We start from the raw sequence: 25,757 nt of genomic DNA on the forward strand, positions 1-25,757 counted from the left end.
TCTCCGTGTTCTCCGTGTTCTCCGTGTTCTCCGTGTTCTCCGTGTTCTCCGTGTTCTCCGTGTTCTCCGTGTTCTCCGTGTTCTCCGTGTTCTCCGTGTTCTCCCGGGGGGCCGGGAGCAGCGCCATGATCAGCGCGGAGATGACGATGGTGGCGGCCCAGCCGAGGCCGTACTCACCGACCGGGGTGGAGGCGAACGGGCCGGTGAACCAGTCGCACTTGGTGAAGCAGACACCCGCCGCGAGCGCGAGCGTCCAGGCCGTCATCGCCTGCCAGCAGAAGCCGCCGACGTACCAGTAGCGGCTGGTGCGGCCGGTGTCCATCAGGCCCTCCGGGTCGTACCGCACGGCGCGGGAGCGGCGGCGCAGCATGTCGACCGTGTAGACACCGATCCAGGCCGAGAAGGAGACCGCGAGCAGGATCAGGAAGGTGATGAAGGAGCCGAGGAAGCTCTTCGCCACCAGCATCAGCATCAGACCGCCGACCAGGGAGATCACCGCGTTGATGCTGACCGCCATCGCGCGCGGCAGCTTCACACCCATGGTCTGGGCGGTGAACCCGGCCGAGTACATCGACAGGCTGTTGATCAGCAGCATGCCCACGATCGCGGTGAGCAGGTACGGCACGGCGAGCCAGGTCGGCAGGATGTCCCCGAGGAAGGAGACCGGGTCCTGCGCCTTGGCGAGGTCCGGGGTGGCGACCGCCATGACCCCGCCCATCAGCACCATCGGGACCATCACCAGAGCGGCACCGGAGACCGTCACACCGACGATCTTCTTGCCGGAGGCCGCGTGCGGGAGGTAGCGCGCGAAGTCGGGACCGGTGGGCACCCAGCTGATGCCGCCGGCCGCGATGGTGCCGATACCGGTGATCAGCATCGCGGTCGTGCCCGCGGGCTTGGCGAAGACCTCGCCCCAGTTCATGTTGGCGATCAGGTAGACCAGCACCATGATGCTGAAGACGCCGAACAGGTAGGTCGACCACTTGTTGCAGACGTTCAGCGCCTTGCGGCCCATGCCGCTCACCAGGAAGGTGCAGGCGACGAACACGAAGAGCGTGACGACGATGAGCACGGTGTTGCTCTTGATGCCGAAGAGCAGGTCCAGCACGGTCAGCACGGCGTAGGCGCCGGTGACCGCGTTGATCGTCTCCCAGCCGAAGCGGGCGACCCACAGGATCGAGCCCGGGAAGAGGTTGCCTCGGACACCGAAGGTCGCGCGGGAGAGCATCGCGCCCGGCGCGCCACCCCACTTGCCGGAGACCGACAGCAGTCCGACCATGCCGAACGACGCTGTCGCGGCGCACGCGGCGACGATCAGGACCTGCCAGAAGTTCAGCGCGTTGAAGACCACCAGGGCCGCACCCATGGTGAGCAACAACACACTGATATTGGCTGCGACCCAGGTCGGGAAGAGCTCGCGGACGCGGCCGTGCCGCTCACTGTCCGGTACTGGCTCGATACCTCGGGTCTCGATGGCGCCGTCGGAGTCGGCGGTGGACAGAGTGTCCATATGAGGGGGCTCCGTAGGTGTAATCGGGTCTGGGCGCGTGCACCAGACAGGTACGCTGTGCAGTCTACGCGCGTCACAGAGTGGCAACTATCCTGGTTTGCCCAAAATCTGACCGGCTGACGGATCGGGACGGCAACCACACTGTCGGTTACGCTGCCTGGCGGGGGGCCTGGGGACACGGCATCGGGCGCTCGGCGAGGGCCCTTCCGGGCCCGACGACACAATGGTTGGACAGTTTGGACAGTTCCGGACGGTTCCGGACGGTTCCCGGACAGTGGGGGCACACCATGCGTGACGGCACGGCACCCGACCGGGCGGACGGCGGAGCGGGAGGGCCGCTCTCCTGGCTGGCGTCCGTGACGGCCAACCTGGGCCTGGGATATCTCGGGGTCCTCCCGCTGGGCATGGTCGTGGTCTTCTGCCGCAACTACCCGCTCGTCTGGCTCGGACTCGGGACGCGAGACCCGAACGACAACGACGGGATCCTGCCCTGGATCATCCTCCTGACCGTCGTGCTCGGCTTCTGCCTGGGGCTCTGGTTCCTGGTCAATCTCGCGGTGCGCAGGATGACCGGACTCCGCGGGCCCCGGTACTGGCCGGTGAGCGGGCTCACGACCCTGCTGCCGACCGGCGTCTTCTCCATTCTGCCGGACAGCGCGTGGAAGACGCTGGGCTGGTTCTGACGCCCCCGGCACGCCCCCGGCACGAGCGGACCGCTGCGCCCGCTCGTGCCGTGCCCGCTCGCACCCGCTGCACGAGAGCGGCCCTGTGCAGGGCGGCGAAGAGCGCGAACCACACGCGGACGGCACGCCGGCCGGGGGACCCGACCCTCCGACGGGCCACCACCGGCTCCGCCGCCCGCTCGCGAGACAGCTCCACCGGGCGCCTCCCGGCGGCCGTGCCGCTCACCCGGCTTCGCCCGCGAACTCCCTTGCGCCCCCTGCCGTTAGCTCTCACTGAGAGCTAAAATCGGGAGTATGGTGCCGAAGGACCTGGCCGGCGAACTCACCGAGCAGCTGGTCGGCTTCCAACGCGTGCTGCGGCGAAGGCTCCGCAGCGGGCTCACCGCACCACGACTGCGCGGCGCCCAGGTCGAGTTGCTGCGCCTGGTGGCCGCACGGCCCGGGATCCGGGTCTCGGCCGCGGCCGAGGAGCTGTACCTGGCCGACAACTCGGTCTCCACGCTGGTCAACCAGCTGGTCCGGGCCGGGCTGCTGGGCCGCGAACCCGATCCGCTCGACCGCCGCGCCGCACTGCTGTACGTCACGCCCTCGGCCGTGGAGCGGCTGCGGGCCTGGGACGCCCGGCGCAGCGCGCTGGTCCGGGAGCGGTTCGCCGAACTGACCGGGGAGGACCGGGCGGCCCTGGCGGCGGCGCTGCCCGCGCTGCGCAGGCTCACCGAGAGCCTGCGGCAGGACACCGAGGGCCGGCGGCAGGACGATGAGCCCCTACCGGAGCAGTGCCGCCAGGAGCACACCCAACGGCTGGAGCAGGAGCACTGCGGCCAGGAGGGAGACCGGACATGACGGCGACGGAGCAGGCACAGCGCCACCGGACACCGGGCGCCACCGGCCCGGGAGCCCTGCGCTGCACCGGGCTGCGGTACTCCTTCGGCAGCACCAGGGCCGTCGACGGGGTCGACCTCGACGTCCGGCCCGGGGAGGTGTTCGGCCTGCTCGGGCCCAACGGTGCGGGCAAGACCACCGCGATCCGGGTGATCACCACGCTGCTGCCGGTGCCGGCGGGCATGGTCGAGGTGTTCGGCCACGACTGCGCCCGCGAGCGGATGGCCGTACGGCGGCTGCTGGGCTACGTCCCCCAGCAGCTCTCGGCCGACAGCGGGCTGACCGGCCGGGAGAACGTCGCGCTCTTCGCCCGCGTCTTCGACGTACCGCGCCGCGAACGCACCGACCGGGTCGGCGCGGTGCTGGCGGCGGTCGGACTGACCGAGTCCGCCGACCGGCTCGCCGGCACGTACTCCGGCGGCATGGTGCGCCGGCTCGAACTGGCGCAGGCCCTGGTGAGCGCACCGCGCCTGCTGATCCTGGACGAACCGACGATCGGGCTCGACCCGATCGCGCGGACCAGCGTGTGGGAGCACATCACCCGGGTGCGGGTGGCCACCGGGATGACGGTCCTGGTCACCACGCACTACATGGACGAGGCGGAGCAGTACTGCGACCGGGTCGCCCTGATGCACCGCGGGCGGATCCGGGCCGTCGGCACGCCGGAGGAACTCAGGACCGGGCTCGGCCGCGCCGCCGTCTCCGCCGGGCGGCCCGCCGCAGATCCCGTCACAGCGGCACCACCGACGGCGACAGCGTCGACCGCGGAGCTGTCGACCACCGAGCGGTCGGCCATCGGACCGACCGGACCGACCGCCGCAGCGCCGACCCTGGAGGACGTCTTCCGGCACTACGCCGGGAGCGGCCTCGACGGCCGGGAATCCACCGAGGACGGAGGCGACTTCAGAGATGTCCGCCGTACCCGCCACACCGCGTCCCGCGTCGGCTGACCGGGATCCGGCCGGAACAGTGCCCGCCGACTCCGCGTCGGAGCGGGCGAGCCTTCTGCTGGTACCGCCGCAGCCGCGCCGGGGCTGGCGGATGGTGGTCAACCGGATGCTCGCCATGTGCCTGGTGGAGCTGCAGAAGCTGCGCCACGACCGGACCGAGCTCTACACCCGTGCCGTCCAGCCAGCCCTCTGGCTGCTGATCTTCGGGGAGACCTTCACCCGGATCCGGGCGATTCCCACCGGCGACGTGCCCTATCTGGACTACCTGGCACCCGGGATCATCGCGCAGTCCGCGATGTTCATCGCCATCTTCTACGGCATCATGATCATCTGGGAGCGCGACTCGGGGGTCCTCACCAAGCTGCTGGTCACCCCCACCCCGCGTTCGGCGCTGGTCACCGGCAAGGCCTTCGCCGCCGGGGTCAAGGCGCTGATCCAGGCCGTCGTGGTGCTGCTGATCGCCGCCGCCCTGGGCGTCTCGCTCAGCTGGAACCCGTTGGACCTGGCCGGAGTCGCCGTGGTGGTGGTGCTGGGCTCGGCGTTCTTCTCCTGCCTGTCGGTGTCGATCGCCGGGATCGTGCTCACCCGGGACCGGCTGATGGGCATCGGCCAGGCCATCACCATGCCGCTGTTCTTCGCCTCCAACGCGCTCTACCCGGTGGCCCTGATGCCCGGCTGGCTGCAGGCGGTCAGCAAGGGCAACCCGCTCAGCTACGAGGTCGACGCCCTGCGCGGCCTGCTGCTCGGCACCCCCGCGCACCTCGGCCTCGACCTGGCGGTGCTGGCCTTCGCCGCCCTGGTCGGCATCGGCGTCGCCTCCGCCCTGATGGGTCGTCTGGCACGCTGAGCCGACCGGGTTTTCGGACCGGCACAATAGGAGTTCTCGACACGTCGGCGGCCTCCGGCGGCCGTCTGCGGCTGTCGGAGGCCGCCGGAGGCCGCCGGAGGCCGCGCCGTTCGGCGGACGTGCCGATGCCCCACCCCGGTCCGGGAACACCGGTCGACCCGAGAGGCCGAATCAGCTTGCCTGCCGCACCCCGACTGACCCGCACTCCCGGCCCGCCCGGCCCGTCCCGGTCGACCCGCGCCCCCGGCCCGCCCGCCCCGCACGGCCTGCCGGGCGTGCTCGCCGTCGACGCGGGCAACAGCAAGACCGACGTCCTGCTGCTCGGCGAGGACGGCACCGTCCTCGGCAGCGCGCGGGGCGGGGGCTTCCGGCCGCACGTGGTCGGCGCGCACGCTGCGGTCGCCGCACTGGCCCCGCTGGTCCGGGCCGCTGCGGCACAGGCCGGACTGCCGCCGGGGCGGAGCACGCCGGCCGAACGGGACACCGGGGCGGACCCGCACGCGACGGCCGGGCAGCGCCTGGTGGCCGAGCACACCAGCGCGTGCCTGGCCAACGCCGATCTGCCGATAGAGGAGGAGCGGCTGCGGAAGGCGCTGGAGGAGCAGGGCTGGACCCGGTCGGTGGCCGTCCGCAACGACACCTTCGGCGTGCTGCGGGCGGGCACGGAGGACCCGTTCGGGGTCGCGGTGGTCTGCGGCGCCGGGGCGAACTGTGTGGGCCTGCTCCCGGACGGCCGGACCGCCCGGTTCCCCGCACTCGGACGGCTGACCGGCGACTGGGGCGGCGGCGAGGTGCTGGCCGTGGAGTGCATGTGGCACGCCGTACGGGCGGAGGACGGGCGTGGTCCGGCAACCGGACTCGCACCCGCGATCGCCGCGCACTTCGGCCTGCCGAGCGCGACCCGGCTCGCCGAGGCCGTCCACCTCGGTGAGGTGGGGCGTACGCGACTGCACGAGATCGTCCCGCTCCTGTTCGCCACGGCCACGGCCGGGGACCCGACCGCGCTCGAGCTGGTCGACCGTCAGGCCGACGAGATCGTCCGGCTCGCCGAAGTCGCGCTCACCCGGCTCGATTTGCTGGGGACGCCGACGCCGCTGGTGCTCGGCGGCGGGGTGCTGGCCGCGTACCGGCCGCTGCTGCTGGACAGCGTCGCCGACCGGCTGGCCGACCGCGCACCGCTCGCCGAGATCAGGGTGGTGACCGCTCCCCCGGTCCTCGGCGCCGCGCTCCTCGGCCTCGACCACCTCTCGGCCTGCCGCCCCGACGGCGGCCGGGCGGCCCGGCAGCGACTCCGGGCGGCGTACCCGGCGCCGCTCCCGTGGCCGCCGCCCGCATGACCGCCCGGCCACCCGGCCGCTCAGCCAGCCGCCCAGCGTGGGCGTCGAGGCGCGGGTGCGCGGGTGCGCAGGTGCGCGGGGGATCAGGTGCCCGGGGTCCTGATGGCTGCGATGATCTCCGCAGCCCACTCGGTCGGGTGACGGTGCCCGAGCCGGCCGGCCAGGTCGGCCAGCCGTGCACGCCGCTCGGCGGGGTTGAGGGAGAGGGCCAGGGCCAGGCGGCCGGCGAGGTCGTCCGGGGAGTTCGGATCCGTGAGCACCGCGGCCGGCCCCAACTCCTCGGCTGCTCCGGCGTACCGGGAGAGCACCAGCACACCGGAGCGGCCGGCCGCCGCCTGCGCCGCGACGAACTCCTTGGCGGTCAGGTTCATCCCGTCCTGCAAGGAGGTGATCCAGAGGACGTCGGCGGCGAGGTAGTGGTCCACCACCTCGGTGAACGAGAGCGAGCGGGGCCGGTAGTCGATCGGCTCCCAACCACCTTCGCTCCAGGCCTGGTTGACCTCTTCGACCCGCCGTTCGAGCTCCCGCAGCGTGCTGTCGTACGCGGTGATGCCCGGCTCCGGCGGGGCGCAGACCAGCCGGAAGCGGAACCGTCCGCGCAGCTCGGGGCGCCGGGCCAGCAGCGTCTCGACCGCGTCGACCTTCTCGACCGGCGCCTTGGTGTAGTCCAGCCGCTCGACGGAGAGCACCAGTCGGCCGTCCCCGCGCCGGATGCCCGGCACCCGGTTGCGGGCCAGTGCCTCGATGGCTTCCCGGTCGACGCCCAGCGGGTGGACGCCGATCCTCGGCCGCGCACCGTCCGGGAGGAGTGCCCGGAAGTTCTCGGCGAAGGTCTCGGTGTGGAAGCCGGCCCAGTCGAGTCGGCCGAGCGAGCTACGGACCTCGTCGGCGACCGGTAGCCGGGCGAAGACTTCCGGCGCCGGGAAGGGGGTGTGGTGGAACAGGCCGACCCGCAGGTCAGGACGGCTCTCCCGGAGGATGCCCGGCACCAGCCAGAGGTTGTAGTCGTGCAGCCAGACCGTGCCGTCCGGAGCCGCCTCGTCCGCGATGCGCTCGGCGAAGCGCGCGTTGACCGCCCGGTAGCGCTCCCAGGCGGCGGGGTCGAAGCGCAGCCGGCCGGGCTGGGACATCAGCACCGGCCAGAGTGCCTCCTTGCACGCCCGGTGGAAGTAGGCCCGCCACTCGTCGGGGCGCAGCCGCAGGAAGGAGAGCGGGATCTTGGTGCCGTGCCCGTCGAGCCGGGCCGCGTGCTCGTCCTCGGCCAGCACGGCGGCGGCCACCCAGGTGGCGTCCAGTCCTCCGCCGAAGAGGCTGCGCAGGGTGGGCAGGATGCCGTTCGGGCTGGACGGCTCCTGCCATTCGGCCTCCGGGGTCCAGCTGACCGGCGGGCGGTGGTAGCCGATCACCAGGGGCGAGCCGGTCTCGACCCAGCCGAGCTCCAGCAGCGCCCGGAGCACCCCCGCGGCGCCCTGCTCCCGGGGCAGGTGGACGGCCGGCCGGCCCTCCAGCGCGGCGATCAGCGCGGGTTCGGAGTTGCCGACGGCCACGCCGTGCGCACCGAGGCGGAACATGGACAGGTCGTTCCGGGTGTCGCCGGCGACCAGGATGCCGGCCGTCGGCCAGCCCTGCCGGTGGGCGAGCGCGGCGAGTGCGCTGCCCTTGGACACGCCGCCGGGGAGCACGTCGAAGTAGCGGTCCGCCGAGTAGACCCAGGTGCAGCCCAGTTCCTCGACGGCTTCGGTGATGTCGGTGGTGAGGTCCTCGGGGTGGACGAAGAACGAGCAGCGGCCGTCCTGCGGTACGCCCTCCTGGTAGCTCAGCGCGGGGAAGCGGCGCAGCCGGGCACGGATGTGTCCGGTGCCGGGCCAGTCGCCGCGCAGCTCGCTCTGGAGGGGCTCGACCGGGGTGTGGTCCACACCGTCCAGGACGCTGGCGCCGACGTCTGCGATGATCCAGCGGGGTCGCGGCACCAGGGGGTCTTCCAGCGCCTCGCGCACGGAGGGCAGTGAGCGTCCGGTGGCGAAGACGACCGTCACCTCGGGGTGGCGTTCCAGCGCGTCGCGCAGGCGGCGCCGGTCGATCGCGTCTCCACCGAGCAGGGTTCCGTCGAGGTCGGTGACCAGGATCGGCACACGAGCTCCCTTCGTCGGCGGGGGGCCTGCCGGGAACGACCGTGCGGCTCATCGCCGCGTCCCCCAACCGTCAGCGCCGACCGGACATCTATTCATACCCCATGCTTAACGCTCTTGATGATGGAGTGTCAGAAATCGATCCCGTACCTGGACCGGCCGGGAGAACGGGGCTCCGCAGCCGTTTCACCGACGGCCGGACAGCGACCGGCACCGCACCGGGGACCGACCGGCACCGCGCCGCAATCCGCCCTGGTCGGCGCGCCGGGAACCATCACACGTTGGAGAGGTGGGGGAACGCACCACGCGCCCCCGCACGCACGGGTACGGACATGGGTACGGGGAGCTCCTGATGGGTCGCAGGTGGGGACGGATTCGAGGAACGCGCGCCCGGGACCGGGTGAAACGTCCAGCATGGGCGGAGATTCCGGTCATGATCGGGATAGCGCTCGCGCTCGCCTTCGTCATCAAGACCTTCTTCATCCAGGCCTTCTACATCCCGTCCGGGTCGATGGAGAACACCCTGCGAATAGGCGACCGGGTCCTGGTCGACAAACTGACGCCGTGGCTGGGCTCCACACCGTCACGCGGTGACGTCATCGTCTTCCGCGATCCGGGCGACTGGCTGAAGGACGAGCCCGTGCCGCACGTCGGCGCGGTGCACCGGGCCCTGAGCCTGGTCGGGCTGGTTCCCTCGGCCGACGAACAGGACCTGATCAAGCGGGTCATCGCGGTCGGCGGGGACACCGTGAAGTGCACGGCGGGCTCCCCCGTCTCGGTCAACGGCGTCGCGCTCGACGAGCCCTACCTCTACCCCGGCGCGACACCCTGCGACAACGACTCGGTCGGGACCGTCACCGTGCCCGAGGGCAAGCTCTGGGTGATGGGCGACCACCGCAACAACTCCGCCGACTCGCGCTACCACCAACTCGCCGTCGCGGGAGACGGTTTCGTCCCGCTGGACCACGTCGTCGGCCGCGCCGTCGTCGTGGCCTGGCCCGTCACGCACTGGGCCACCCTGCCCGAGCCCGCCACCTTCGACCAGCCCCGGCTCCAGGCGCGCGCCACGGCCGACGCCCCCGAGGCCGAGGCCCCCGGTCTGCTGGGGCTGGCCTCCGCGGTGCCGCTGACGCTCTGGCTCAGGCGCCGGCGTACCGCAGCCGCGGATCCCACGCCGCCCGGGGCCGACGCGCCGCGCCGCACCGAGTAGCCGCCGGGCGGTACGGTAAGGCCCGAAACAGCCGGTTCCGCACCGAATCCGACGATCCGCCCTGAACCGGGCCGGGCCGGCGTCCTCGGGCGGTGTCCGGCTCGGGCGGATCCGCTCGGACGGGCCGGATCAGTCGGACCGGATCCGGTCAGGCCGGATCGAGTCGGCAAGGGCGGTCGGATGAGCACGATCATCACCGGGGACCAGGCCACCGGGCAGCTGCTGGCACTCGGTCTCCGGAGCGGACCGCGCCCCGGCGGCGGGGACCGGGGCGGCCCGGAGTGGACGGTCCGCTGGCGGTGGTCGCCGCAGTCGGACCTGGCAGACCTCGTCCCGGCGGACAGCTGGCAGCTCGTCAGCGAGGTCAAACCCCGCTGGTACCGGGGGAAGCGACTGCTGCTCACCTGCGCCTCGGGCGGGCTGGCGGCGGTCGTCGCCTTCCCCGGCGGGCGGGTCCTCTGGGCGACTCGACTGCCGGATCTCAACCCGCACAGCCTGGAGGTCCTGCCCGGCGGTCACATCGCCGTGGCGGCGAGCAGTCCGGGCACCGTCCGCCTCTATCCGGCGAGCACCTCCCCGCGCGGTGTGGCCTGCACGGCCTTCGCCCTGCACGGCGCGCACGGGGTCTGCTGGGACGACGCCCGGCAGGTGCTCTGGGCCCTCGGCGCCGAGCACCTGCTCGCGCTCCGCCCGACCGGGGACCGGCGCAGCCCCGCACTCACCGAACAGCTGCGCCTGCCACTGGCCGTCCCGGGCGGCCACGACCTGGAGCACGTCGCCCGGCACCCGGGCCGGCTCTGGGTCACCGGGGAGGCCGGGGTCCGGCAGTTCGACACCAGGAGGCTGGCCTTCCTGCCCCCGCCCGATCCGGACCTCGCACACCTGTCGTCGGTGAAGAGCGTCGGCGACGACCCGGCGACCGGGCAGATCCTCACCACCCGCCCGGAGCCGGGCAACCCGGAGCCCTGGGACACCGCCACGCTCCGCCTCCACCGGCCGACCGGCCTGGTCCACCTGCCGGGCTCGGCGGTCTACAAGGCCCGCTGGCTGCCCTGGCTGCCCTGGTGACTGCCCGCCTGGTTCCCGCCTGTGGTTCCCCCCTACCGACCGCCCGGTTCAGGACCCGCCGAGTGCACGACCCACCGGGTGCAGGTTCACCGGGTGCAGGTCCACCGGGTCGGCTGAGGCCCCAGCAGGCCGTCAGCCTGCCGGGTGCTGCCCGACCAGCCGCTTGGCCAGCCGCCGTTCCCAGCCCGCGTCGCCGGGCAGCGGCTCGCCGGGAGTCCCGGTGGCGAGGAAGCCGTTGCGGCGGTAGAGGGTGTCCGCGCGGAGGTTGCCCGGCGCCACCGACAGCTGGAGGACTGCGGCGCCGCGCTGCGCCGCCCAGCGTTCGACCTCCCGGATCAGGAAGTCCCCGACGCCCCGGCCCCGGGCCGGCGGGCTGACCCACATGGTGATCAGCTCGGCGACGTCGTTCTGCTCGGTCGGGACTCCGCTGACCATCCCGGCCGGGGTGCCGTCGAGGAGGGCGACGATGTTGTGCGAATCCGGGATCTCCAGACGCGAGCGCCAGCGCTCCTCCCGGTCCCCCTCGCCCCGCCAGTCCGCCAGCCGGGCGCCGAACGCGTCCGGCGCCTCGACGAGCGAGGCCAGCCGCAGTTCGCGCCAGATCTTCCAGTCGTCCGAGGTCAGTACGCGCAGCCCGATCATGTCGGCAGCCTGCCCGCCCGGCGCCGCGGACGGCAACCCGTTAACCCGACGGTCGGCGGCCGTACGGGCGGCCGGAGGGCGTTCCCGCGCAGCCCGTACGGTAGGGGTCGCACCCGTTTCCGAAGGAGCCGGCACACATGGACAGCACCACCTGGGACACCGTCGACCGCCTGGTCGACTGGCTCGACCGTGAGAGCCCGCTCTCGGCCGGGGACGAGCGGCTGCTGCGCATCATCAAGCTCTCGGAGGAGGTCGGCGAGGTCGGGCAGGCGGTGATCGGTGCGACCGGCCAGAACCCGCGCAAGGGTGTGACGCACACCTGGGACGACGTCCAGCACGAGCTCTGCGACGTGATCTTCGCCGCCCTGGTCGCGCTGCGCACCCTCAACCCCGAGGCGCGCCGGGTCTTCGCCGAGCGGACGGCCCATGTCGAGGCCCGCTCGCTGGCCGCCCGGCCGCCCGTGCCCGCGCTCGACCTCCCGTCGACCGGGCGCCTGGATCTGCTGTCGCTCCGGGTCGAGCACGCCGAGGAGATGGCCGAGGTACTGGGCGATCCCCGGCTGCACGCCTTCACCGGCGGTGAGCCCCACACCCCGCAGGCCCTGCGCACCCGCTACCAGCGGCTGACGGCGGGCTCTCCCGAACCCGGAGTGCGCTGGCTGAACTGGGTGCTGCGCCTGCGCGAGGAGGGCTGCCTGGTGGGTACCGTCCAGGCCACCGTCACCGGACCGACCGTCGAACTGGCCTGGGTCGTGGGCACCCCGTGGCAGGGGCACGGGTACGCCACCGAGGCCGCCCGTGCCCTGCTCGCCCGCCTCACCGAGCAGCCCTTCGCCCCGGCCGCACCGCTCACCACCGTGATCGCGCACATCCACCCCGACCACCACGCCTCGGCCGCGATCGCCACCGCCCTGGGCCTGCGGCCGACGGACGGACTCCACGACGGCGAGATCCGCTGGCAGCTCGACCTGAACCACCCGTAGGGGGCGGGAGCGATACGTCGTGTCGGCAATGCGTCGGGGTCTGACCTGGCGGGTGTCGGCAGCTCGGCGCACTCAGGTCGGACGCTTCGGCTGGCTGCGACCGCGGCGGCCCGGTGCCCGGCCGGCAGGTCCCGTTCCACACCATGAAACTCCGCCCGCTCGACGGCTCCGCGCGGTGCCCCCGGCCCGCCCGACCCGACGGCGCGATGGTCCCGGCTTGTGCCGAATTGTTCAACTCGTTTTGCAGGACCGCCTGTTGAGTGCAACGCTTCGGCCTGACACGGCCACCGTCTCAAGACAGAAGAGGATCTGGAATGCCAGGACGTCTCATACGCATCGGGTACACACTCGCTCTTCTGGCCGTCGTGCTGGGCACCCTTCTGAACCCCAACCTGTTCGGACTCTCCGATGAAGCCTGGCTCCTGACCCTGACAGCCGAGCTTGTCCTGGGTCTCCTGCTGCTGAGCCTGCTCATGGCGGCACTCCCCCGCCGCCTCCAGCTTCCGATAGCCGGTGCGCTCCCCACCTCCGCCGCCCAACGGCGGCGACTGGACGGCCTACTGACGGCGTTGCGGCTGGTCAAGCCCCGTTCGGCTGACCTCGACATCGCAGATCTCGCCACCGGCACCACCCTCTACGCCCGCGCCGTCCGCACCGACACCGGACGGCAGGCATTGGGCGTCCTGCTCCTGGCCGCTCCTGCTGCCGGAGCTGCTCTGATCCGCTGGCGCAAGCCGGGGCTGGGGATCGACGGCCTTGAGGGCCCGTACACACTGACTCGGATGACTGGCGCACAGATCGGCGGAATCGCACGCCGGCTGCGCGCGACCGAAACGGTACAACTCTCCGGCACGGGCGAGTTGTCGCTCACGGTCCAGGTGACACCGATGGATCTGCTGGTACTCCAGCACGTTGCAGCCGCGTCCCAGCCGGCCGGCGAGAACCCGGCGCTACAGCCGTGACAGCGAGGGCGCGCTTCCTGCTGGTCGTCCGGAGAGCATGGCCACCCTGCGGAACTTCGCGATCGACAGCCTCCGCCAGACCAGGCACCGCAACATCGCCGCGAGCCCCCGCCCCCTCTCCCACCAGCCCCACATCCGCCCCTGGACCTCACCCGCCTGCTCTGACCAGCGCACCCGCAAGATCACGCGACTTTGCAACAGCCCTGGGGTAGCCCCCAACACGCTTTCCGATTCTTCCCCGCACGGTCCGCTCGTGTTCACGCGATTCCTGACCTGCGGCGGACCAAGGAACCAGTCGCCGTCTGGACCCTGGCGAAGGGAGATGAACGAGACCAGAGTCGAGACCACCGGTCACTCCTGGGCCGCGCCGAGCTGGCCAGGAGGTCCGACCCTTCCGTCACAGGATCCTGGAAGTGCGGGAGTCCCCGGCGTGCCGCGCTTTGCCGGAACCTGGCACCGGCGTTCCGCTGAGTCCCCTGATCCGCCCCTTGCAGAGGAGCTTCCCGCATGGCCTGGCGGAACCAGCGGGATGGTGCGATCATCCACCGAACGTTCCCGGTCCACGACCACAGCCGGACCCGGACCCGGACCGGACAGGGGAGTTGGACGTGCCCAGCACCGAACTGAGCCACAGCTACGACATCGCGGCGACGCCCGCCGCTGTGCTTGCCCATCTGGCGGACCCCGAGAACTACATCGGGCTCTCCCCGCTGCTCGTGGACGTGCGGGACGTGCGGTGCGAGGGCGGGGTCACGCACTACGTGGCCGTCGAGCGCTTCCGGTTCCTCGGACTGGTCCGGCACGACAACGTCATCCAGGTCACCCTGCGCACCGAGGACGCCCGGCTGCCGGATGAGGCGACGGTCAGCGGTGAGGTGGTCAGTCCTGGCGGCGTGCGGATGGACTACCGCTTCGCCGTCACCGCCCGAGGCGCTGGCGGCTCCCTGGTGGTCGATCGACTGCGGCTGCACGCGCCGTTCGGCCTGCTTCACTACGCGGCTGGGAAGGCCGGAGCAGTGCAGGCCGAGCGCGGCCGAGTGTTGGCCCGGCGGCTGGACCGCGGCAACTGAGGCCGGCGGGCCTACGGGCGTCGCCGAGCGGGTGGGTGGTCCGGCCGAGGGCGTCGAGGAGGACGGCCCGATGGCGGACTGCAGGGCCCGTTGAGACTGCTGCCACAGGTTTACCTCCACTACGATCCACTCACCCGCCGTGAACGCGCGCTGCTCGGCAAACCCGATCGACTACCGCGCGAGAGGATGAGCTTTCTGCTGCTGGTCCCTGGCGGCATCCGAATCGTCATTGAGGTGGACGGCAAGCACCACTACGCCGACGGCGAATCGGCTTCTCCAGAGCGGTACTCCAGGATGGTCGCCGAGGGCAGGCCCTGCGCCTGCGTGGATATGAGGTCTTCCGGTTCGGCGGCTACGAGATCATGGCAAGAAGCCCCGAGATCGATTTCGACGAATTCTTCGACGCGCTCCAGGAGCAGTACTGGCCTGGCTTGCCTGCGGCTGCTTCGTCCTGAAGCCAGCTCCGCCCGGCGCGTCGTGCGGAGCAATGCTCAGGACTTGTGGATCAGCTCCCCGGGAGCGCGCGAAGGGCGTACCTTCCCGGGTGATTGATCGACCAGTCACCGAGTAGACCCGCGTTCGCAGCGCGGGTCGGGAAGGCACGCCCGTGCTGAGCGTAGTCACCGCCGACGGCACCACCGAGACCGGCTCCCTGATCGACGAGATCGTCCGCGAGGGCGCCCGCCGGATGCTCGCCGCGGCGCTGGAAGCCGAAGTCAACCAGTACATAGCCGAGCTGGCCGCCGAGCGCGATGAGCGCGGGCACCGCCTGGTGGTCCGCAACGGCCACCACCGGCCCCGCACCGTCGTGACCGCCGCCGGCTCCGTCGAGGTCACCGCGCCGCGGGTGAACGACCGCCGCGTGGACGAGGCCACCGGCGAGCGGATGCGGTTCTCCTCGAAGATCCTTGCCCCGTGGTGCCGCAAGTCGCCGAAGGTCTCCGAGGTGCTGCCGCTGCTCTACCTGCACGGACTGTCGTCCGGGGACTTCGTACCCGCGCTGGAGCAGTTCCTCGGCTCGGCGGCCGGACTGTCGCCGGCGACGGTGACCCGGCTGACGAAGCAGTGGCAGGACGACCACGCCGCGTTCCAAGAGCGCGACCTCGCGGACCGGGACTTCGTCTACGTGTGGGCCGACGGAGTGCACCCCAAAGTCCGGCTCGGCCAGGCCCACTCCTGCGTGCTGGTCCTGCTCGGTGTCCGCCTCGACGGCACCAAGGAGCTGATCGCCATCGCGGAGGGGCTGCGCGAGTCCACGGAGTCGTGGGCTGACCTGCTGCGCGACTGCCGTCGCCGGGGCATGCGAGACCCGGAACTGGTGTTCGGCGACGGCGCGATGGGCCTGTGGAAGGCCCTGGCCGAGGTCTTCCCTGCCGCTCGGCATCAAAGGTGTTGGGTCCACAAAGCCCGAAATGTCACGAACGCCCTGCCGAAGTCCGTGCAGCCGGGCGCGACGAAGGCGATGCAGGAGATCTACAACGCCGAGGACCGCGCGCACGCCGAGAGGGCCATCGAGGCATTCGCGAAGACCTACCGCGCCAAGTTCCCCAAGGCCGTCGTGAAGATCACCGACGATGCGGAGGAGCTGTTGGCGTTCTACGACTTCCCGGCCGAGCACTGGATCCACCTGCGGACCACGAACCCCATCGAGTCCACGTTCTCCACGGTCAAGCTGCGGACCAAGGTCACCCGCGGGGCCGGCAGCCCGGCCGCAGCCCTCGCGATGGTGTTCAAGCTGGTCGAGTCCGCCCAGGACCGCTGGCGGGCCATCACCGGCGCCTCCCTCGTCCCCCTGGTCCGCGCGGGGGCCAAGTTCGAGAACGGTGTCCTGGTCGAGCGCGAGGGGACCGTCGCAGCCTGATCACACGTCACCCGATATACAACTCTCGACAATTGCTCCCGGCTGGCTCTGGTCACGAGAACGGACACCACTTGTCCACGGGTTCGGGAGGCAGCCGACGTCGGCCTGGAATCGAAATGTTCACGGGTTCGGACACCACCGGGCGTCAGTGCTTCTGCTCAGGCGGCTTGAGGGCGCAGCCGGAGCCGTTGGAGTGCTGATCTTGGTCAGATCTGGTGGCTAGGGTGGCGGGCATGCCTGTGACCATGGATCGTGACGATGTTGTCGAGCTGCTCGAACCGTTTCGGCGGGAGCTGACGGCCTACTGCTACCGGATGCTCGGGTCGGCCTTCGAGGCCGAGGATGCCGTGCAGGAGACTCTGGTCCGCGCCTGGTCGAAGTTCGACGGGTTCGAGGGGCGGGCGGCGCTGCGGACCTGGCTGTACCGGATCGCGACCAACGTCTGCTTGGACATGGCCCCGGCCGCGCAGCGGCGGGCCCGCCCGATGGACCTGTCGGCGCCGTGCCCGGCGACCGCGCCGGACCTGGCGCAGTTGGAGGAGCGGATCTGGATCGGTCCGATCCCTGACGAGCGGGTGCTGTGCGGGGATCCGGCCGAGGTCGCGGTGGGCCGGGAGACGATCCGGCTGGCCTTCGTCTCCGCGCTGCAGAAGCTCCCGGCCCGCCAGCGTGCGGTGCTGATCCTGCGTGAGGTGCTGGCGTGGTCGGCGGCTGAGACCGCCGAGCTGCTGGAGACCTCGGCCGCCTCGGTGAACAGCGCCCTGCAGCGGGCCCGGGCGACTCTGGCCGACGGTGGCGGGGTGCCGGACAGCGACACCTTCAAGCCGCTGGACGAGACGCAGCGGGCGCTGTTGGCGAGGTACGTCAGCGCCTTCGAGGCCTTCGACATCGAGGCGCTGAAGAGCCTGCTGCACGAGGACGCGGTGCTCAACATGCCGCCCTACCAGATGTGGGTGCGCGGCGTGGTGGAGCTGGGCGAGTGGTGGCTGGGGGCCGGCTGCGGCTGCCGGGGGTCGCGAATGGTCCCCGTCGAGGCGAACGGCACGCCGGCGTTCGCACAGTACCGGCCAGCCGAGGACGGCAACGGCTGGACCCCTTGGGGTATCACGCTGCTGGAGATCACCGACGGCCGGATCAGCACCATGACCAACCACATGGACACTGAGCGGCTCTTCCCGCTATGGGGACTCCCCATGCGGCTGACCGCCGACACTGCCGGGAGCTGACGGCCCGTCGGCGGTCTCTCCGAGTACCTCGCCCAGGCCGGTCAGCGCCAGCAGTAGCCGCAGCCGGGGCCCGGCGCCGCGCAGCAGCAGCTCCCGGCCGGCCCGCCGCGCGATCAGCCGCAGCCGGGCGAGGTGGTCCAGGTCGGCCGGGCCGGGCCGGTCGACGGCGGACACGTCGCAGATGACGAGCGCCGCGTCCGGACGGGCCGTCAGCAGCGCGGCCAGCCGATCGGCGAGGAACGGCCCGGCCCCCGGTGGGGGCGGGACGAGGGTGAATTCCACGGTCTCCATACCGACTCAGACCGCTGGGCGGGCCGGGACTCATCGGCCCGCTGGCGGGGGATCTGGCGGGCCGGGCCCGCTCCAGGCTCAGGCCGAGCCCAGGCAGGCGAAAAAATTTCTGAAGATCTTCCGACGAGAGCGATGAGTTCCGCCCGGGTGCTCCGTCTGACCGGGTGAAGCAACCGATACCCGAGCTTGCAGGAGCATTTCATGCGGAAGATCATCGCCGGTCTGTTCTCGTCGCTGGACGGCGTCGTGGAGGCCCCCGAGAAGTGGAGCATGCAGTACTCCACCCCCGAGGTCACCGCCGCCCTGATGCGGCTCTTCGAAGACGCCGACACCGCCCTGCTGGGCGGCAGCACCTACCGGATGTGGAGCACGTTCTTCCCGTACGCCACCAACGAGCAGGTGCCGACCGCCGACTGGATGAACTCCTCCCCCAAGTACGTCGTCTCCAACACCCTCACCGACGTCGCGCAGTGGCAGCACAGCCACCTGATCACCGGCGCGGACATCGCCAGCCAGATCCGCGCGCTCAAGGAGCAGCCCGGCGGCACCATCAACGTCGGCGGCAGCATCACCCTGGTCCAGTACCTGATCCGCAACGGCCTGCTGGACGAGCTCTACCTGCAGATCGACCCGGTGATCGTCGGCACCGGCCGCACCCTCGCCGACGGCGAGCAGATCCCCATGACCCTGGCCTCCACCCACACCTTCGCCAACGGCGTCATCGAGGCCCACTACACCCTCCAGCCCCGCTGACCCACCATCACTCACCGGTATCACTCAGGGGGATCGTCGCGCAGAACCCATGCTCGGCCCCGCTGCTGTCGGTTCTCGTGAACATCGAACACGCCAACCGCGGGGCGCCTCCCAAAATGATGAACAACCGCTGTCGAATCTCGTGAACAGAACCACCCGGCCAAGCCGGGGCGGTTCAGTTGACCAGCTCGGCAGGTCTTGACGATTTCTCGATGGAGTCAGTCGATGACGGATCCGCAGCTGAGGTTGACCACAGTCCCCGTGATCGCTCCAGCCCGGTCTGATGCCATAAACGCTGCCGTCTCAGCGACTTCGGCGAGCTTCGGCAGCCGACGCAGTACCGTGCCACGCTCCATATAGGCCTTGACCGTCGGGCTGCCCTCGGGATCGGGCTCGGCGTCCTCGATCATGCCCCAGGCCACCCATGCCTCCGGAATCCCATCCGGACGAAGGCAGACCACGCGCACCCCTTGAGGTCCCACCTCGCCCGCCAGATGCCGTGACAGCAACTCGACTGCGCCACAGGCCACTCCGAAGCCTGCGGTCGCGTGGAAGCCCTGGTCGCGTCCGGAAAGATGCGCCGCGGTTGTCGAGAAGGTCACGATCACGCCCGCTCCCTTCTCGGCCATGTGTCGGGCGGCAGTCGTCGCAGTGAGGAAGTTCGCAGTTGCCGCGGTGTTGATCGGTGTGAGGAAGTCCTCCAAGGACAGACCGATCAGTGGCGTTCCCTGCAGGTCTCCGCGGATGCTGACGGCATTGACAGAGATGTCGATTCCGTCGGCCTTGCCAACGACCTCAGCGGCGTGCCGCTCGACCGCATCCCGGTCAAGTGCGTCGACCTGAGCGACCTCCGCCCGACCTCCGGCAGCCGTGATCTCCTTCGCCAACTCCTCAAGCCCTGCGAGCCTGCGACCGGTGAGGAAGACCCGAGCTCCCTCGCGGGCGAAGACCCTGGCAACCGCTTGACCGACCGCACCACCGGCCCCGTAGATGACGGCAATCTTGTTCTCCAGCAGCACGTCCAAGCCTCCAGGCTCGTGGTCGGTCGCGATCACACTCGTGAGCGCACCTTACGAGCACGCACTGACATGAAAGCTGGACGAAGCGCGCACCTCTTCAATCCACAAGTCTTGACAATTGCTCCGTCGTGCGGGTGGTGATGCAGGCAGCCGGGCACTGGCCGGTGTCCGGCTGACTGCTGCTGTTCGGGCTACCTTGCGGCGAGGAGTTCTCCGTGGCCGGCGGCCTCGTGGAGGACGGTGGCGATCTCCTTGGGCAGGAGGTTGATCGCGTCAAGGGCTTCGGTGGTGAGGGGGATCTCCTCCAGGAGGTACTCGCCCCGGTCTTCCTGGCTGAACTCGGGGCCGGTGCGGTCCTCGAAGTTCCACTTGTCGATGGTGGCGAGGGAGAAGTCCTGGCGCTCGCCGTCGGTCTCGATGGTGTGGAGGAGGCTGGCGATCTGAGCTTCGCCCGCGATCTCCTCGCGGACCTCGCGGAGTAGGGCCTCCTCGGGGCTGGCGTCGGTGGGTTTGATCTTGCCGCCGACGATGACCCAGTACGGGTCGATTCCGGGGCGGATGCGCTTGATCAGCAGCATGGTGTTGTTCGGGGTGAGGAGGATGACGCGGACACGGTGCTGCACGGTGGTCTCTTCCTGGCTTGGTGGGTGGGCGGTCAGTGGAGGATCCAGCCGCCGTCGACGTGCAACGACTGACCGGTGATGAAGGACGCGCTCGGGCAGGCGAGGAAGGCCGCGGCGGCGGCGACATCCTCAGGGCGGCCCCGGCGCTGGACGCACTGGCGGCGGATCTGGTCCTCGGGCCGGGCACGGTGGTGGGTGGGCAGGTCGTTCTCCACCTCGACCTGGATGGCGCCGGGCAGCACAGTGTTCACGCAGATTCCGGCTGGGCCAAGTTCCCTGGCCAGCGACCTGGTGAAGCCGATCAGCCCGGCCTTGGCAGTGCTGTAGGCCGTCGAGGCCACCCGTACCGCCATCCAGCAGGCCGAGGACGCCCGCGCGGCCGTCGAACTCGACGACCTCGACGACTTCGGCGGCATCATGACCTTCCCGGAGCCCCGCCAGCTCTACTACGTCGCCGAGGCCACCGTGCACCTCGGTGAGGATCCCGCGCTCGGCGAGAGCCAGGCGGAGGCAGCCGTCGCCGCCTACCGCACCGCATCCGAGGACGAGTGGGCCTTCGGCGACGAGGCCGGCGCACAGACCGACCTCGCCCTCGCCCGCATCGCCCGAGGCGAGATCGAGGGCGCCGCCGAGGCCGTCCGCCCCGTGCTCGATCTCCCCATCGAGCAGCGGAACTTCGGTATCACGAGCAGCGCCCAGCGCGTTCACGCCGCGCTGCACGCCGACGGCCGACGAAGCTGCCGAGCGGCGGCCGGTCTGCGCGACGAGATCGAAGCCTTCCGCTACCCCGACGTCGGTGCTCATCCGGTGACCCCACCGGTAGGCTCCGCAGCCATGACTCCAGTCCACCTGGCCGGCCCCCGCCTGGCACTGCGCGAAGTCGAACCCGAGGACGCCGACGCCCTCCTGGCCATCTACGGCGACCCCGAGGCCACCAGGCACCTCAGCTTCGAGCCCCGCACCCCCGACCAGGTCCAGGCGATCATCAACCGGTCCATCGCCTCCGCGAAGGACACGCCGAGAACCGAGTACTGCCTTGCCATCACCAGGCTCGGCGAGCACCAGCTGATCGGCTACGCGCGGCTGGCGACCGAACCACAGCAAGCGGCCACGATCGGATTCGCCTTGCATCCGGGCGAGTGGGGCAAGGGACTCGGTACGGAGACAGTCCACCTGCTGTGCGCGCTCGGTTTCAACATCCTTGGCGTGCACCGCATCTGGGCAGCCCGCTCGCCCCTCAACGAGGCGTCGGCCCGGACCCTCCTGCGGGCGGGGATGACCGAGGACGGCCGGATCCGCGACCACGTCTTCGTCCGTGGCGCCTGGCGTGACTCGATCACCTACTCGATCCTGGAGCACGAGTGGTCGCCGAACGACGTACTGGGGGTCACCGCCGACGAGCGCTGAGTTCCGGGGGCCGGGATCGCCTACGAGCCTGGCAGCGCAGCACCTCCAGACCTCCCTGCCGGTGATTGGCTTTGGGGCCGGCCCTTTGCCGGCGGTTGAGTTCTGACCCTCGCGTCTTCTGTTGATCTTGTCAGTCGCTGCTGGGTGGGAATGCGGCCGAGCTCGCCGCGGCCTCGCATGCGGCAAGTACGGCAAGCCGCCTGAGAAGAACCGCGTGCATTCAGTGGCGTCGGGCACGACCATGACGCACCGCAGCTTCCGACCGCCGCCGTCATGGCCACCACCACTCGCTGCCAGTCGGGTGCTCGGACGGTGGCCGAGACGGGGTGCGGTCATCCAGGGGCTGTACGGCCGTAGCCGCTCCTGCCCGGTGCGCGATGCGGTGGCGGATGGTCAAGCCCTGCCGTGAAGTTGCTCCGGCGGCCCTCATCGCGGTGGCCGCAGGGCCGCCCCGCCGCATTCGAGCTGAAGCGATGGTTGATCTCCGTGAGGGGTCGGAACCCCGGCTGAGACCAGAACTGAGACCACGAGACGCCGATGGCCCCGACCGCTGGGCGGTCGGGGCCATCGTTTGTCCGAGTGAGCAGAGGCGGAGAATGCGAGATTTGAACTCGTGAGGGGTTGCCCCCAACACGCTTTCCAACTGTTCGCCTGGGAATTCGGCGGCGGCCGCACGCGTCCTGAGCTGTGGCGAGCGGCGCATCTGATGAGGCTCGTACGTGGCCGGACCGGGGTGAATGCAACCAGAACTGCAACCACGGTCGCATCGGGTCGCTCTGGCATCAGGCTTGGTGGAGTCGTCCTGCCTGTGTCGGTGGTGTTGGAACCGGGACAAGGAGAGCGGCCGCAGGGCTCTGTCGCCAGGACGTCGGCTACTGATGACGAGGCTGTGGCTTGGGTGAACTCATTGTTCTGCTCCGCTCTCCAGATTGTGGGTCATCCGCTCCAGGACGGTGACGGCGATCCGGTACTCCTCGCCGGTGATTCCGGCCGTCGACAGCTCGCGGAAGGCGCCGACGCGTTCGGCAGCCTCGGCGAGGCGGGCGCGGCCGTCGTCGGTCAGGGCGAGGCGGCCCGGCTCCGGCCGGGCGACCCAGCCGTCAGCGACAATTGTCTCAATGGCGCCGGTCAGGGCGGCGGCATCGGCGTTGGCGGCCAGGACGGCCAGCACGTCGCTGTCGGTGGCCTGCGGATCGTCCTCGACGGCGTTGAGGATCTGCCAGGCGATCCGCGTGAGACCGAACTCGGCCAGCATGGAGTTCATGTAGTCGGTGAGGGCCTGGTCGGTGCGGTTGAGCCAGTAACCGATGGGTTTCATGTCGCGCTCCTGGGTGGGTCAGTGATGCCGGGGCCGGGCGTTGCGGGGCAGTAGCCAGACGAGGGCGCAGCAGGCAAGGGTGGCCACGGCGACCACGGCGAGGCTGTGGACGGCTGCGGTCGCGGAGCCGCCGGGGTACGGAAGTGGACAGTGGTGATGCCTGCGGCGCCGATGCTGTTGGCGAGTTGCGCGACGGCGGAGAGCGAACCGCTGGCGCTGCCCGACTCCTTCGCGCCGACACCGCCGAGGGTGACCTCGTAGACGGTGCCGAAGCAGGTACCGAGGCCGAGGCCGGTGACGAGGACCGGGGCGATGAGGGTCCATGATGTCGGGCTGCCAGCACGGACCAGGACAAGCAGCGACAGCGTGCCGGCCAGCGTGAGCAGCAGCCCGACGAGGATGAGCGTGCGGCCGAGGCGGGCCATCAGGTGGTGCGCGGCGATCGAGGCGAGGATGATTCCGGCGGCGATCGGGGCGAGGCCGAGCGAGGCCTGAGTCGGGGTGCGGTGCAGCCCGTCCTGGAGGAAGAGGGACAGGACGAGGAGCAGGCCGGCGACCGCCGCGTAGAAGACGAGGCCGAGGATCAGGCCGGAGGTGAAGCCACGGTTCTTCAACAGCGAGGGTTCAATGAGCGGGCTGGCGGCGCTTCGCTGGCGCAGGCAGAACAGCGCGAAGAACAGGGCTCCGGCGGTGAGGAAGAGGACCGGGACGGGCGTCCAGTCGTGGCTGGAGCCGTCGATCAGGCCGTAGAGCAGGCCGAGCATCGTGGCGGCGAGCAGCCCGGAGCCCGGACCGTCGACGGTGACCGTCCGGTCGCCGGTGTCGCGGGGCAGCAGCCGGGTGGCCAGTACGATCGCGAGGCCGCCGAGCGCGATGTTGATCAGAAACATGGAGTGCCAGCCGAAGCCGTCGATGAGGACCCCGGCGAGGACCGGGCCGCTGATCGCCGACAGGCCGAGACAGGGAGCGAAGACGCCGAACGCCTTGCCGAGCTCGTGCGGGGGGAAGACCTCGCCGAGGATGCCGAACCCCTGCGGGATCACGAGGGCACCGAAGGCTCCCTGGAGCAGGCGGAACCCGATGACGGAGGCGGGGCCGAAGGCCAGGCCGCAGGCGTGAAGCCGATGAGGCCGATCAGGAACAGGCGGCGCCGTCCGAACTTGTCGCCGAGCCTGCCACCGACCACCAGCAGGACGCCCACGGCCAGGGCGCAACCGGCGCCCAGCCACTGGACGAGGGCGTCGCCGCCGTTCAGGTCGGTGGCGACGGCCGGGGCGGCGATGTTGGTGATCGTCGCGTCGAGGAGGTCGAGGACTGCGGCGAGGAGGACGACGGCGAGGACGGCCCATCGGCGGCGGTCGGTCGTGGTCTGCTGGGTGGCGGGGGCCCGGGTCAAGGCCGTGGACATGGAATCCCTTGGGTGGCGGGGCGGGCCTCTGTGGTGTGGGCCCGTGCGGATCAGTGCTGGGTGAAGGCGGAGGCGTTTTCGGCGGCCCACTGGCGGTAGGTGCGGGCGGGGCGGCCGAGGAGGGTCTGGGTGGTGTCGGCGATGGCCGCCGGACCGTGGTCGGCGGCCTCCCACAGGTCGAGCAGCGAGGAGACCATCGGCGCGGGCATGTAGTTGCCCATCTGCTGCTCGGCCTCGGCGCGGGTGATCTGCTCGACCGGGATGTCACGGCCGAGGGTGTCGGCGAGGAGGGCGAGCTGCTCGCGGAAGGTGAGCGACTCGGGGCCGGTCAGGGTGACCGAGTGGCCGGTGAGGGAGGTGCCGGTCAGGGCCTCGACGGCGATGTCGGCGATGTCCTCGGGGTGGATGGGCGCGATGTGCGCGTCCGGGTAGGCGAGCTGGATCGGCATCGACCGGCCGATGAAGTAGGCCCAGCCGAGGGAGTTGCTGGCGAAGGCGTCCGGGCGCAGGAACGTGCAGGTGAGATTGGAGGCGGCGAGGGCGCGCTCGACCTGGAGGCTGTGGCTGGCGAGCGGGTCGTGCTCGGCGTCGGGGCCGAGGACGGAGGACGAGGAGAGCAGGACGACGTGCTCGACGTCGGCGGCCTCGGCGGCCTTGACCAGCTCGTGGATGCCGGCGGGCTGGGGGTAGAGGAAGACCTGGCGGACGCCGCGGAGAGCGGCGTCGAAGGTCTCGGGCCGGTCGAGGGCGAGCTCGGCGACCTCGACGCCTGCGGGGGCGGTCAGTTCGGCGGGGCTGGCGCTGGCGGCGCGGACGGTGAGACCGGCGGAGTGCAGGCGGCCGATGACAGCCTGGCCGACCTTGCCGCGGGCGCCGGTGATGAGGATGGTCATGGAATGCTCCGTTCGCTGTTTGACGACATATGCATGCTGTCATGCATCTAATTGGGGGTCAACACATTCCTTCGCAGTGTCATCCATGTCTGTACGATGGCGGGCATGACGAAGCGCGAGCCGAAGACGGCGGACGAGCTGCTGGACGCCGTGGGCCCGGCCTTCGGGAGGCTGCGGCGCTCCTCGCTCCTGGAGGTTGAGGACCCGATCTCCCAGAAGGACCTGAGCCGCACGCTGGTACTCAGGATCGTCCTGGAGGCTGAGCAGGACGCGCCGGAGAACGAGCCAGCCGGGCAGTCCGGTACCGGCGAGATCACTGTCGGCGCGGTCGCCCAGCACCTGGGCGTGGACCCGTCGGTGGCCAGCCGCATGGTCTCCGACTGCATCTCGGCCGGCTATCTGATCCGTGCCGCCTCCCAGCAGGACGGCCGCCGCACCGTCCTCCACCTCAGCCCCGACGGCCGCGAGCTGATGGCCCGCTTCAGCCGCCACCAGCGCTCGGCCTTCGAGTACATCACCGCCGACTGGACCGAGCGCGAGCGCCTGGAGTTCGCCCGCCTCATGCTCAAGTACGTCGACTCCCAAGACTCCCTCCGCCACCGGCTCCCGGGTGACGCTCCGCGCTGAGCCGCCCCGACGGATTGATCCCCATCTTCAGGGCGGGTCGAATCCGGGGCCTGGAATC

Annotated in this window: 23 protein-coding genes and 2 pseudogenes; 15 read left to right on the forward strand and 10 right to left on the reverse strand. The window is 70.8% G+C overall.

The window, feature by feature from the left end:
- The coding region (locus ACFC1R_RS23905) for a purine-cytosine permease family protein (RefSeq protein ID WP_375941760.1) at positions 1-1,510 on the reverse strand (1,510 nt) is incomplete at its 3' end.
- Between the two features lie 287 nt (positions 1,511-1,797).
- Here ACFC1R_RS23905 and ACFC1R_RS23910 point away from each other — a divergent pair.
- The 5 genes from ACFC1R_RS23910 to ACFC1R_RS23930 all read left to right on the forward strand — a co-directional run bounded on the left by ACFC1R_RS23910 (position 1,798) and on the right by ACFC1R_RS23930 (position 6,209).
- Positions 1,798-2,193 carry a hypothetical protein gene (locus ACFC1R_RS23910; protein WP_375941762.1) on the forward strand — a complete coding sequence of 132 codons (396 nt, stop codon included), beginning with the start codon at positions 1,798-1,800 and terminating at the stop codon, positions 2,191-2,193.
- A gap of 294 nt (positions 2,194-2,487) precedes the next feature.
- A complete protein-coding gene (locus ACFC1R_RS23915; RefSeq protein ID WP_375941764.1) occupies positions 2,488-3,036 on the forward strand; it encodes a MarR family winged helix-turn-helix transcriptional regulator in 549 nt (182 codons plus the stop codon).
- Positions 3,033-4,025, forward strand: a complete 993-nt coding sequence (locus ACFC1R_RS23920; RefSeq protein WP_375941766.1) for an ABC transporter ATP-binding protein — start codon at positions 3,033-3,035, stop codon at positions 4,023-4,025. Before ACFC1R_RS23915 ends, ACFC1R_RS23920 begins: the two co-directional genes overlap by 4 nt.
- Entirely contained in the window at positions 3,985-4,872 is an 888-nt protein-coding gene (locus ACFC1R_RS23925) for an ABC transporter permease (protein WP_375941767.1), read from the forward strand. The genes ACFC1R_RS23920 and ACFC1R_RS23925 overlap by 41 nt, the downstream gene beginning before the upstream one ends.
- 275 nt (positions 4,873-5,147) lie before the next feature.
- Complete coding sequence (locus ACFC1R_RS23930; RefSeq protein ID WP_375941872.1) at positions 5,148-6,209, forward strand: N-acetylglucosamine kinase; 1,062 nt, start codon at positions 5,148-5,150, stop codon at positions 6,207-6,209.
- Between the two features lie 83 nt (positions 6,210-6,292).
- On the opposite strand, the gene ACFC1R_RS23935 is transcribed toward ACFC1R_RS23930, so the two are convergent.
- Positions 6,293-8,341: a trehalose-6-phosphate synthase gene (locus tag ACFC1R_RS23935; RefSeq protein ID WP_375941769.1), complete on the reverse strand. Its 2,049-nt coding sequence runs from the start codon at positions 8,339-8,341 to the stop codon at positions 6,293-6,295.
- Positions 8,342-8,771: 430 nt separating this feature from the next.
- Here ACFC1R_RS23935 and lepB point away from each other — a divergent pair, with 430 nt between their 5' ends.
- Positions 8,772-9,548, forward strand: a complete 777-nt coding sequence (lepB, locus tag ACFC1R_RS23940; protein ID WP_375941771.1) for a signal peptidase I — start codon at positions 8,772-8,774, stop codon at positions 9,546-9,548.
- A gap of 180 nt (positions 9,549-9,728) precedes the next feature.
- A complete protein-coding gene (locus ACFC1R_RS23945) occupies positions 9,729-10,616 on the forward strand; it encodes a DUF6528 family protein (protein ID WP_375941773.1) in 888 nt (295 codons plus the stop codon).
- Between the two features lie 132 nt (positions 10,617-10,748).
- Here ACFC1R_RS23945 and ACFC1R_RS23950 read toward each other — a convergent pair whose 3' ends face one another.
- Positions 10,749-11,258: a GNAT family N-acetyltransferase gene (locus tag ACFC1R_RS23950; RefSeq protein WP_375941775.1), complete on the reverse strand. Its 510-nt coding sequence runs from the start codon at positions 11,256-11,258 to the stop codon at positions 10,749-10,751.
- A 461-nt stretch (positions 11,259-11,719) separates the two neighbouring features.
- Here ACFC1R_RS23950 and ACFC1R_RS23955 point away from each other — a divergent pair, with 461 nt between their 5' ends.
- The 5 genes from ACFC1R_RS23955 to ACFC1R_RS23975 all read left to right on the forward strand — a co-directional run bounded on the left by ACFC1R_RS23955 (position 11,720) and on the right by ACFC1R_RS23975 (position 17,360).
- The gene (locus ACFC1R_RS23955; protein WP_375941874.1) at positions 11,720-12,241 is read left to right on the forward strand and encodes a GNAT family N-acetyltransferase; all 522 of its coding nucleotides are present in this window, start codon (positions 11,720-11,722) and stop codon (positions 12,239-12,241) included.
- 314 nt (positions 12,242-12,555) lie between these two features.
- Positions 12,556-13,203 carry a hypothetical protein gene (locus ACFC1R_RS23960; protein ID WP_375941776.1) on the forward strand — a complete coding sequence of 216 codons (648 nt, stop codon included), beginning with the start codon at positions 12,556-12,558 and terminating at the stop codon, positions 13,201-13,203.
- A 608-nt stretch (positions 13,204-13,811) separates the two neighbouring features.
- Positions 13,812-14,273 (forward strand): SRPBCC family protein, encoded by a 462-nt coding sequence (locus ACFC1R_RS23965; protein WP_375941778.1) that lies wholly within the window; start codon positions 13,812-13,814, stop codon positions 14,271-14,273.
- Positions 14,274-14,880: 607 nt separating this feature from the next.
- Positions 14,881-16,134, forward strand: coding sequence for an IS256 family transposase (locus ACFC1R_RS23970; protein ID WP_375941780.1), 1,254 nt, complete (start codon positions 14,881-14,883; stop codon positions 16,132-16,134).
- Positions 16,135-16,367: 233 nt separating this feature from the next.
- Entirely contained in the window at positions 16,368-17,360 is a 993-nt protein-coding gene (locus ACFC1R_RS23975) for a sigma-70 family RNA polymerase sigma factor (protein ID WP_375941782.1), read from the forward strand.
- Here the strand turns inward: ACFC1R_RS23975 and ACFC1R_RS23980 are convergent.
- Positions 17,313-17,651, reverse strand: a complete 339-nt coding sequence (locus ACFC1R_RS23980; protein WP_375941784.1) for a hypothetical protein — start codon at positions 17,649-17,651, stop codon at positions 17,313-17,315. The genes ACFC1R_RS23975 and ACFC1R_RS23980 overlap by 48 nt on opposite strands.
- Positions 17,652-17,852: 201 nt before the next feature.
- On the opposite strand from ACFC1R_RS23980, the gene ACFC1R_RS23985 reads away from it, so the two are divergent.
- Entirely contained in the window at positions 17,853-18,404 is a 552-nt protein-coding gene (locus ACFC1R_RS23985; protein WP_375941786.1) for a dihydrofolate reductase family protein, read from the forward strand.
- Between the two features lie 218 nt (positions 18,405-18,622).
- Here ACFC1R_RS23985 and ACFC1R_RS23990 read toward each other — a convergent pair whose 3' ends face one another.
- The 3 genes and pseudogenes from ACFC1R_RS23990 to ACFC1R_RS24000 all read right to left on the reverse strand — a co-directional run.
- Complete coding sequence (locus ACFC1R_RS23990; protein ID WP_375941876.1) at positions 18,623-19,423, reverse strand: SDR family NAD(P)-dependent oxidoreductase; 801 nt, start codon at positions 19,421-19,423, stop codon at positions 18,623-18,625.
- Between the two features lie 191 nt (positions 19,424-19,614).
- Positions 19,615-20,046: an NUDIX domain-containing protein gene (locus ACFC1R_RS23995; RefSeq protein ID WP_375941788.1), complete on the reverse strand. Its 432-nt coding sequence runs from the start codon at positions 20,044-20,046 to the stop codon at positions 19,615-19,617.
- A 32-nt stretch (positions 20,047-20,078) separates the two neighbouring features.
- A pseudogene (locus ACFC1R_RS24000) lies at positions 20,079-20,378 on the reverse strand (SDR family oxidoreductase); the annotation flags it as partial.
- Between the two features lie 85 nt (positions 20,379-20,463).
- Between ACFC1R_RS24000 and ACFC1R_RS24005 the strand changes: the two are divergent.
- Positions 20,464-21,453, forward strand: coding sequence for a GNAT family N-acetyltransferase (locus ACFC1R_RS24005; RefSeq protein WP_375941789.1), 990 nt, complete (start codon positions 20,464-20,466; stop codon positions 21,451-21,453).
- A gap of 904 nt (positions 21,454-22,357) precedes the next feature.
- Here ACFC1R_RS24005 and ACFC1R_RS24010 read toward each other — a convergent pair.
- The 3 genes and pseudogenes from ACFC1R_RS24010 to ACFC1R_RS24020 form a co-directional block, all read right to left on the reverse strand.
- Positions 22,358-22,771: a MarR family winged helix-turn-helix transcriptional regulator gene (locus ACFC1R_RS24010; protein ID WP_375941791.1), complete on the reverse strand. Its 414-nt coding sequence runs from the start codon at positions 22,769-22,771 to the stop codon at positions 22,358-22,360.
- Positions 22,768-24,179 (reverse strand): annotated as a pseudogene (locus ACFC1R_RS24015) (MFS transporter). The gene ACFC1R_RS24010 and the pseudogene ACFC1R_RS24015 overlap by 4 nt, the downstream one beginning before the upstream one ends.
- A 50-nt stretch (positions 24,180-24,229) precedes the next feature.
- Entirely contained in the window at positions 24,230-25,072 is an 843-nt protein-coding gene (locus ACFC1R_RS24020) for an NAD(P)H-binding protein (protein WP_375941793.1), read from the reverse strand.
- Positions 25,073-25,177: 105 nt separating this feature from the next.
- Between ACFC1R_RS24020 and ACFC1R_RS24025 the strand changes: the two genes are divergently transcribed.
- Positions 25,178-25,699: a MarR family winged helix-turn-helix transcriptional regulator gene (locus ACFC1R_RS24025; protein ID WP_375941794.1), complete on the forward strand. Its 522-nt coding sequence runs from the start codon at positions 25,178-25,180 to the stop codon at positions 25,697-25,699.
- The last annotated feature ends 58 nt before the right edge of the window (positions 25,700-25,757 follow it).

Origin of the sequence: Kitasatospora sp. NPDC056138, from assembly GCF_042264695.1 — a bacterium.
In the GTDB taxonomy this organism is placed as follows: Bacteria; Actinomycetota; Actinomycetes; order Streptomycetales; family Streptomycetaceae; genus Kitasatospora.

Coding starts and splice junctions, on each gene's coding strand:
- ACFC1R_RS23910 (WP_375941762.1), top strand. CDS start 1,798: ATGCGTGACGGCACGGCACCCGACCGGGCGGACGGCGGAGCGGGAGGG.
- ACFC1R_RS23915 (WP_375941764.1), top strand. CDS start 2,488: ATGGTGCCGAAGGACCTGGCCGGCGAACTCACCGAGCAGCTGGTCGGC.
- ACFC1R_RS23920 (WP_375941766.1), top strand. CDS start 3,033: ATGACGGCGACGGAGCAGGCACAGCGCCACCGGACACCGGGCGCCACC.
- ACFC1R_RS23925 (WP_375941767.1), top strand. CDS start 3,985: ATGTCCGCCGTACCCGCCACACCGCGTCCCGCGTCGGCTGACCGGGAT.
- lepB (WP_375941771.1), top strand. CDS start 8,772: ATGATCGGGATAGCGCTCGCGCTCGCCTTCGTCATCAAGACCTTCTTC.
- ACFC1R_RS23945 (WP_375941773.1), top strand. CDS start 9,729: ATGAGCACGATCATCACCGGGGACCAGGCCACCGGGCAGCTGCTGGCA.
- ACFC1R_RS23950 (WP_375941775.1), bottom strand. CDS start 11,258: ATGATCGGGCTGCGCGTACTGACCTCGGACGACTGGAAGATCTGGCGC.
- ACFC1R_RS23960 (WP_375941776.1), top strand. CDS start 12,556: ATGCCAGGACGTCTCATACGCATCGGGTACACACTCGCTCTTCTGGCC.
- ACFC1R_RS23975 (WP_375941782.1), top strand. CDS start 16,368: ATGCCTGTGACCATGGATCGTGACGATGTTGTCGAGCTGCTCGAACCG.
- ACFC1R_RS23980 (WP_375941784.1), bottom strand. CDS start 17,651: ATGGAGACCGTGGAATTCACCCTCGTCCCGCCCCCACCGGGGGCCGGG.
- ACFC1R_RS23985 (WP_375941786.1), top strand. CDS start 17,853: ATGCGGAAGATCATCGCCGGTCTGTTCTCGTCGCTGGACGGCGTCGTG.
- ACFC1R_RS24005 (WP_375941789.1), top strand. CDS start 20,464: ATGACCTTCCCGGAGCCCCGCCAGCTCTACTACGTCGCCGAGGCCACC.
- ACFC1R_RS24010 (WP_375941791.1), bottom strand. CDS start 22,771: ATGAAACCCATCGGTTACTGGCTCAACCGCACCGACCAGGCCCTCACC.
- ACFC1R_RS24020 (WP_375941793.1), bottom strand. CDS start 25,072: ATGACCATCCTCATCACCGGCGCCCGCGGCAAGGTCGGCCAGGCTGTC.
- ACFC1R_RS24025 (WP_375941794.1), top strand. CDS start 25,178: ATGACGAAGCGCGAGCCGAAGACGGCGGACGAGCTGCTGGACGCCGTG.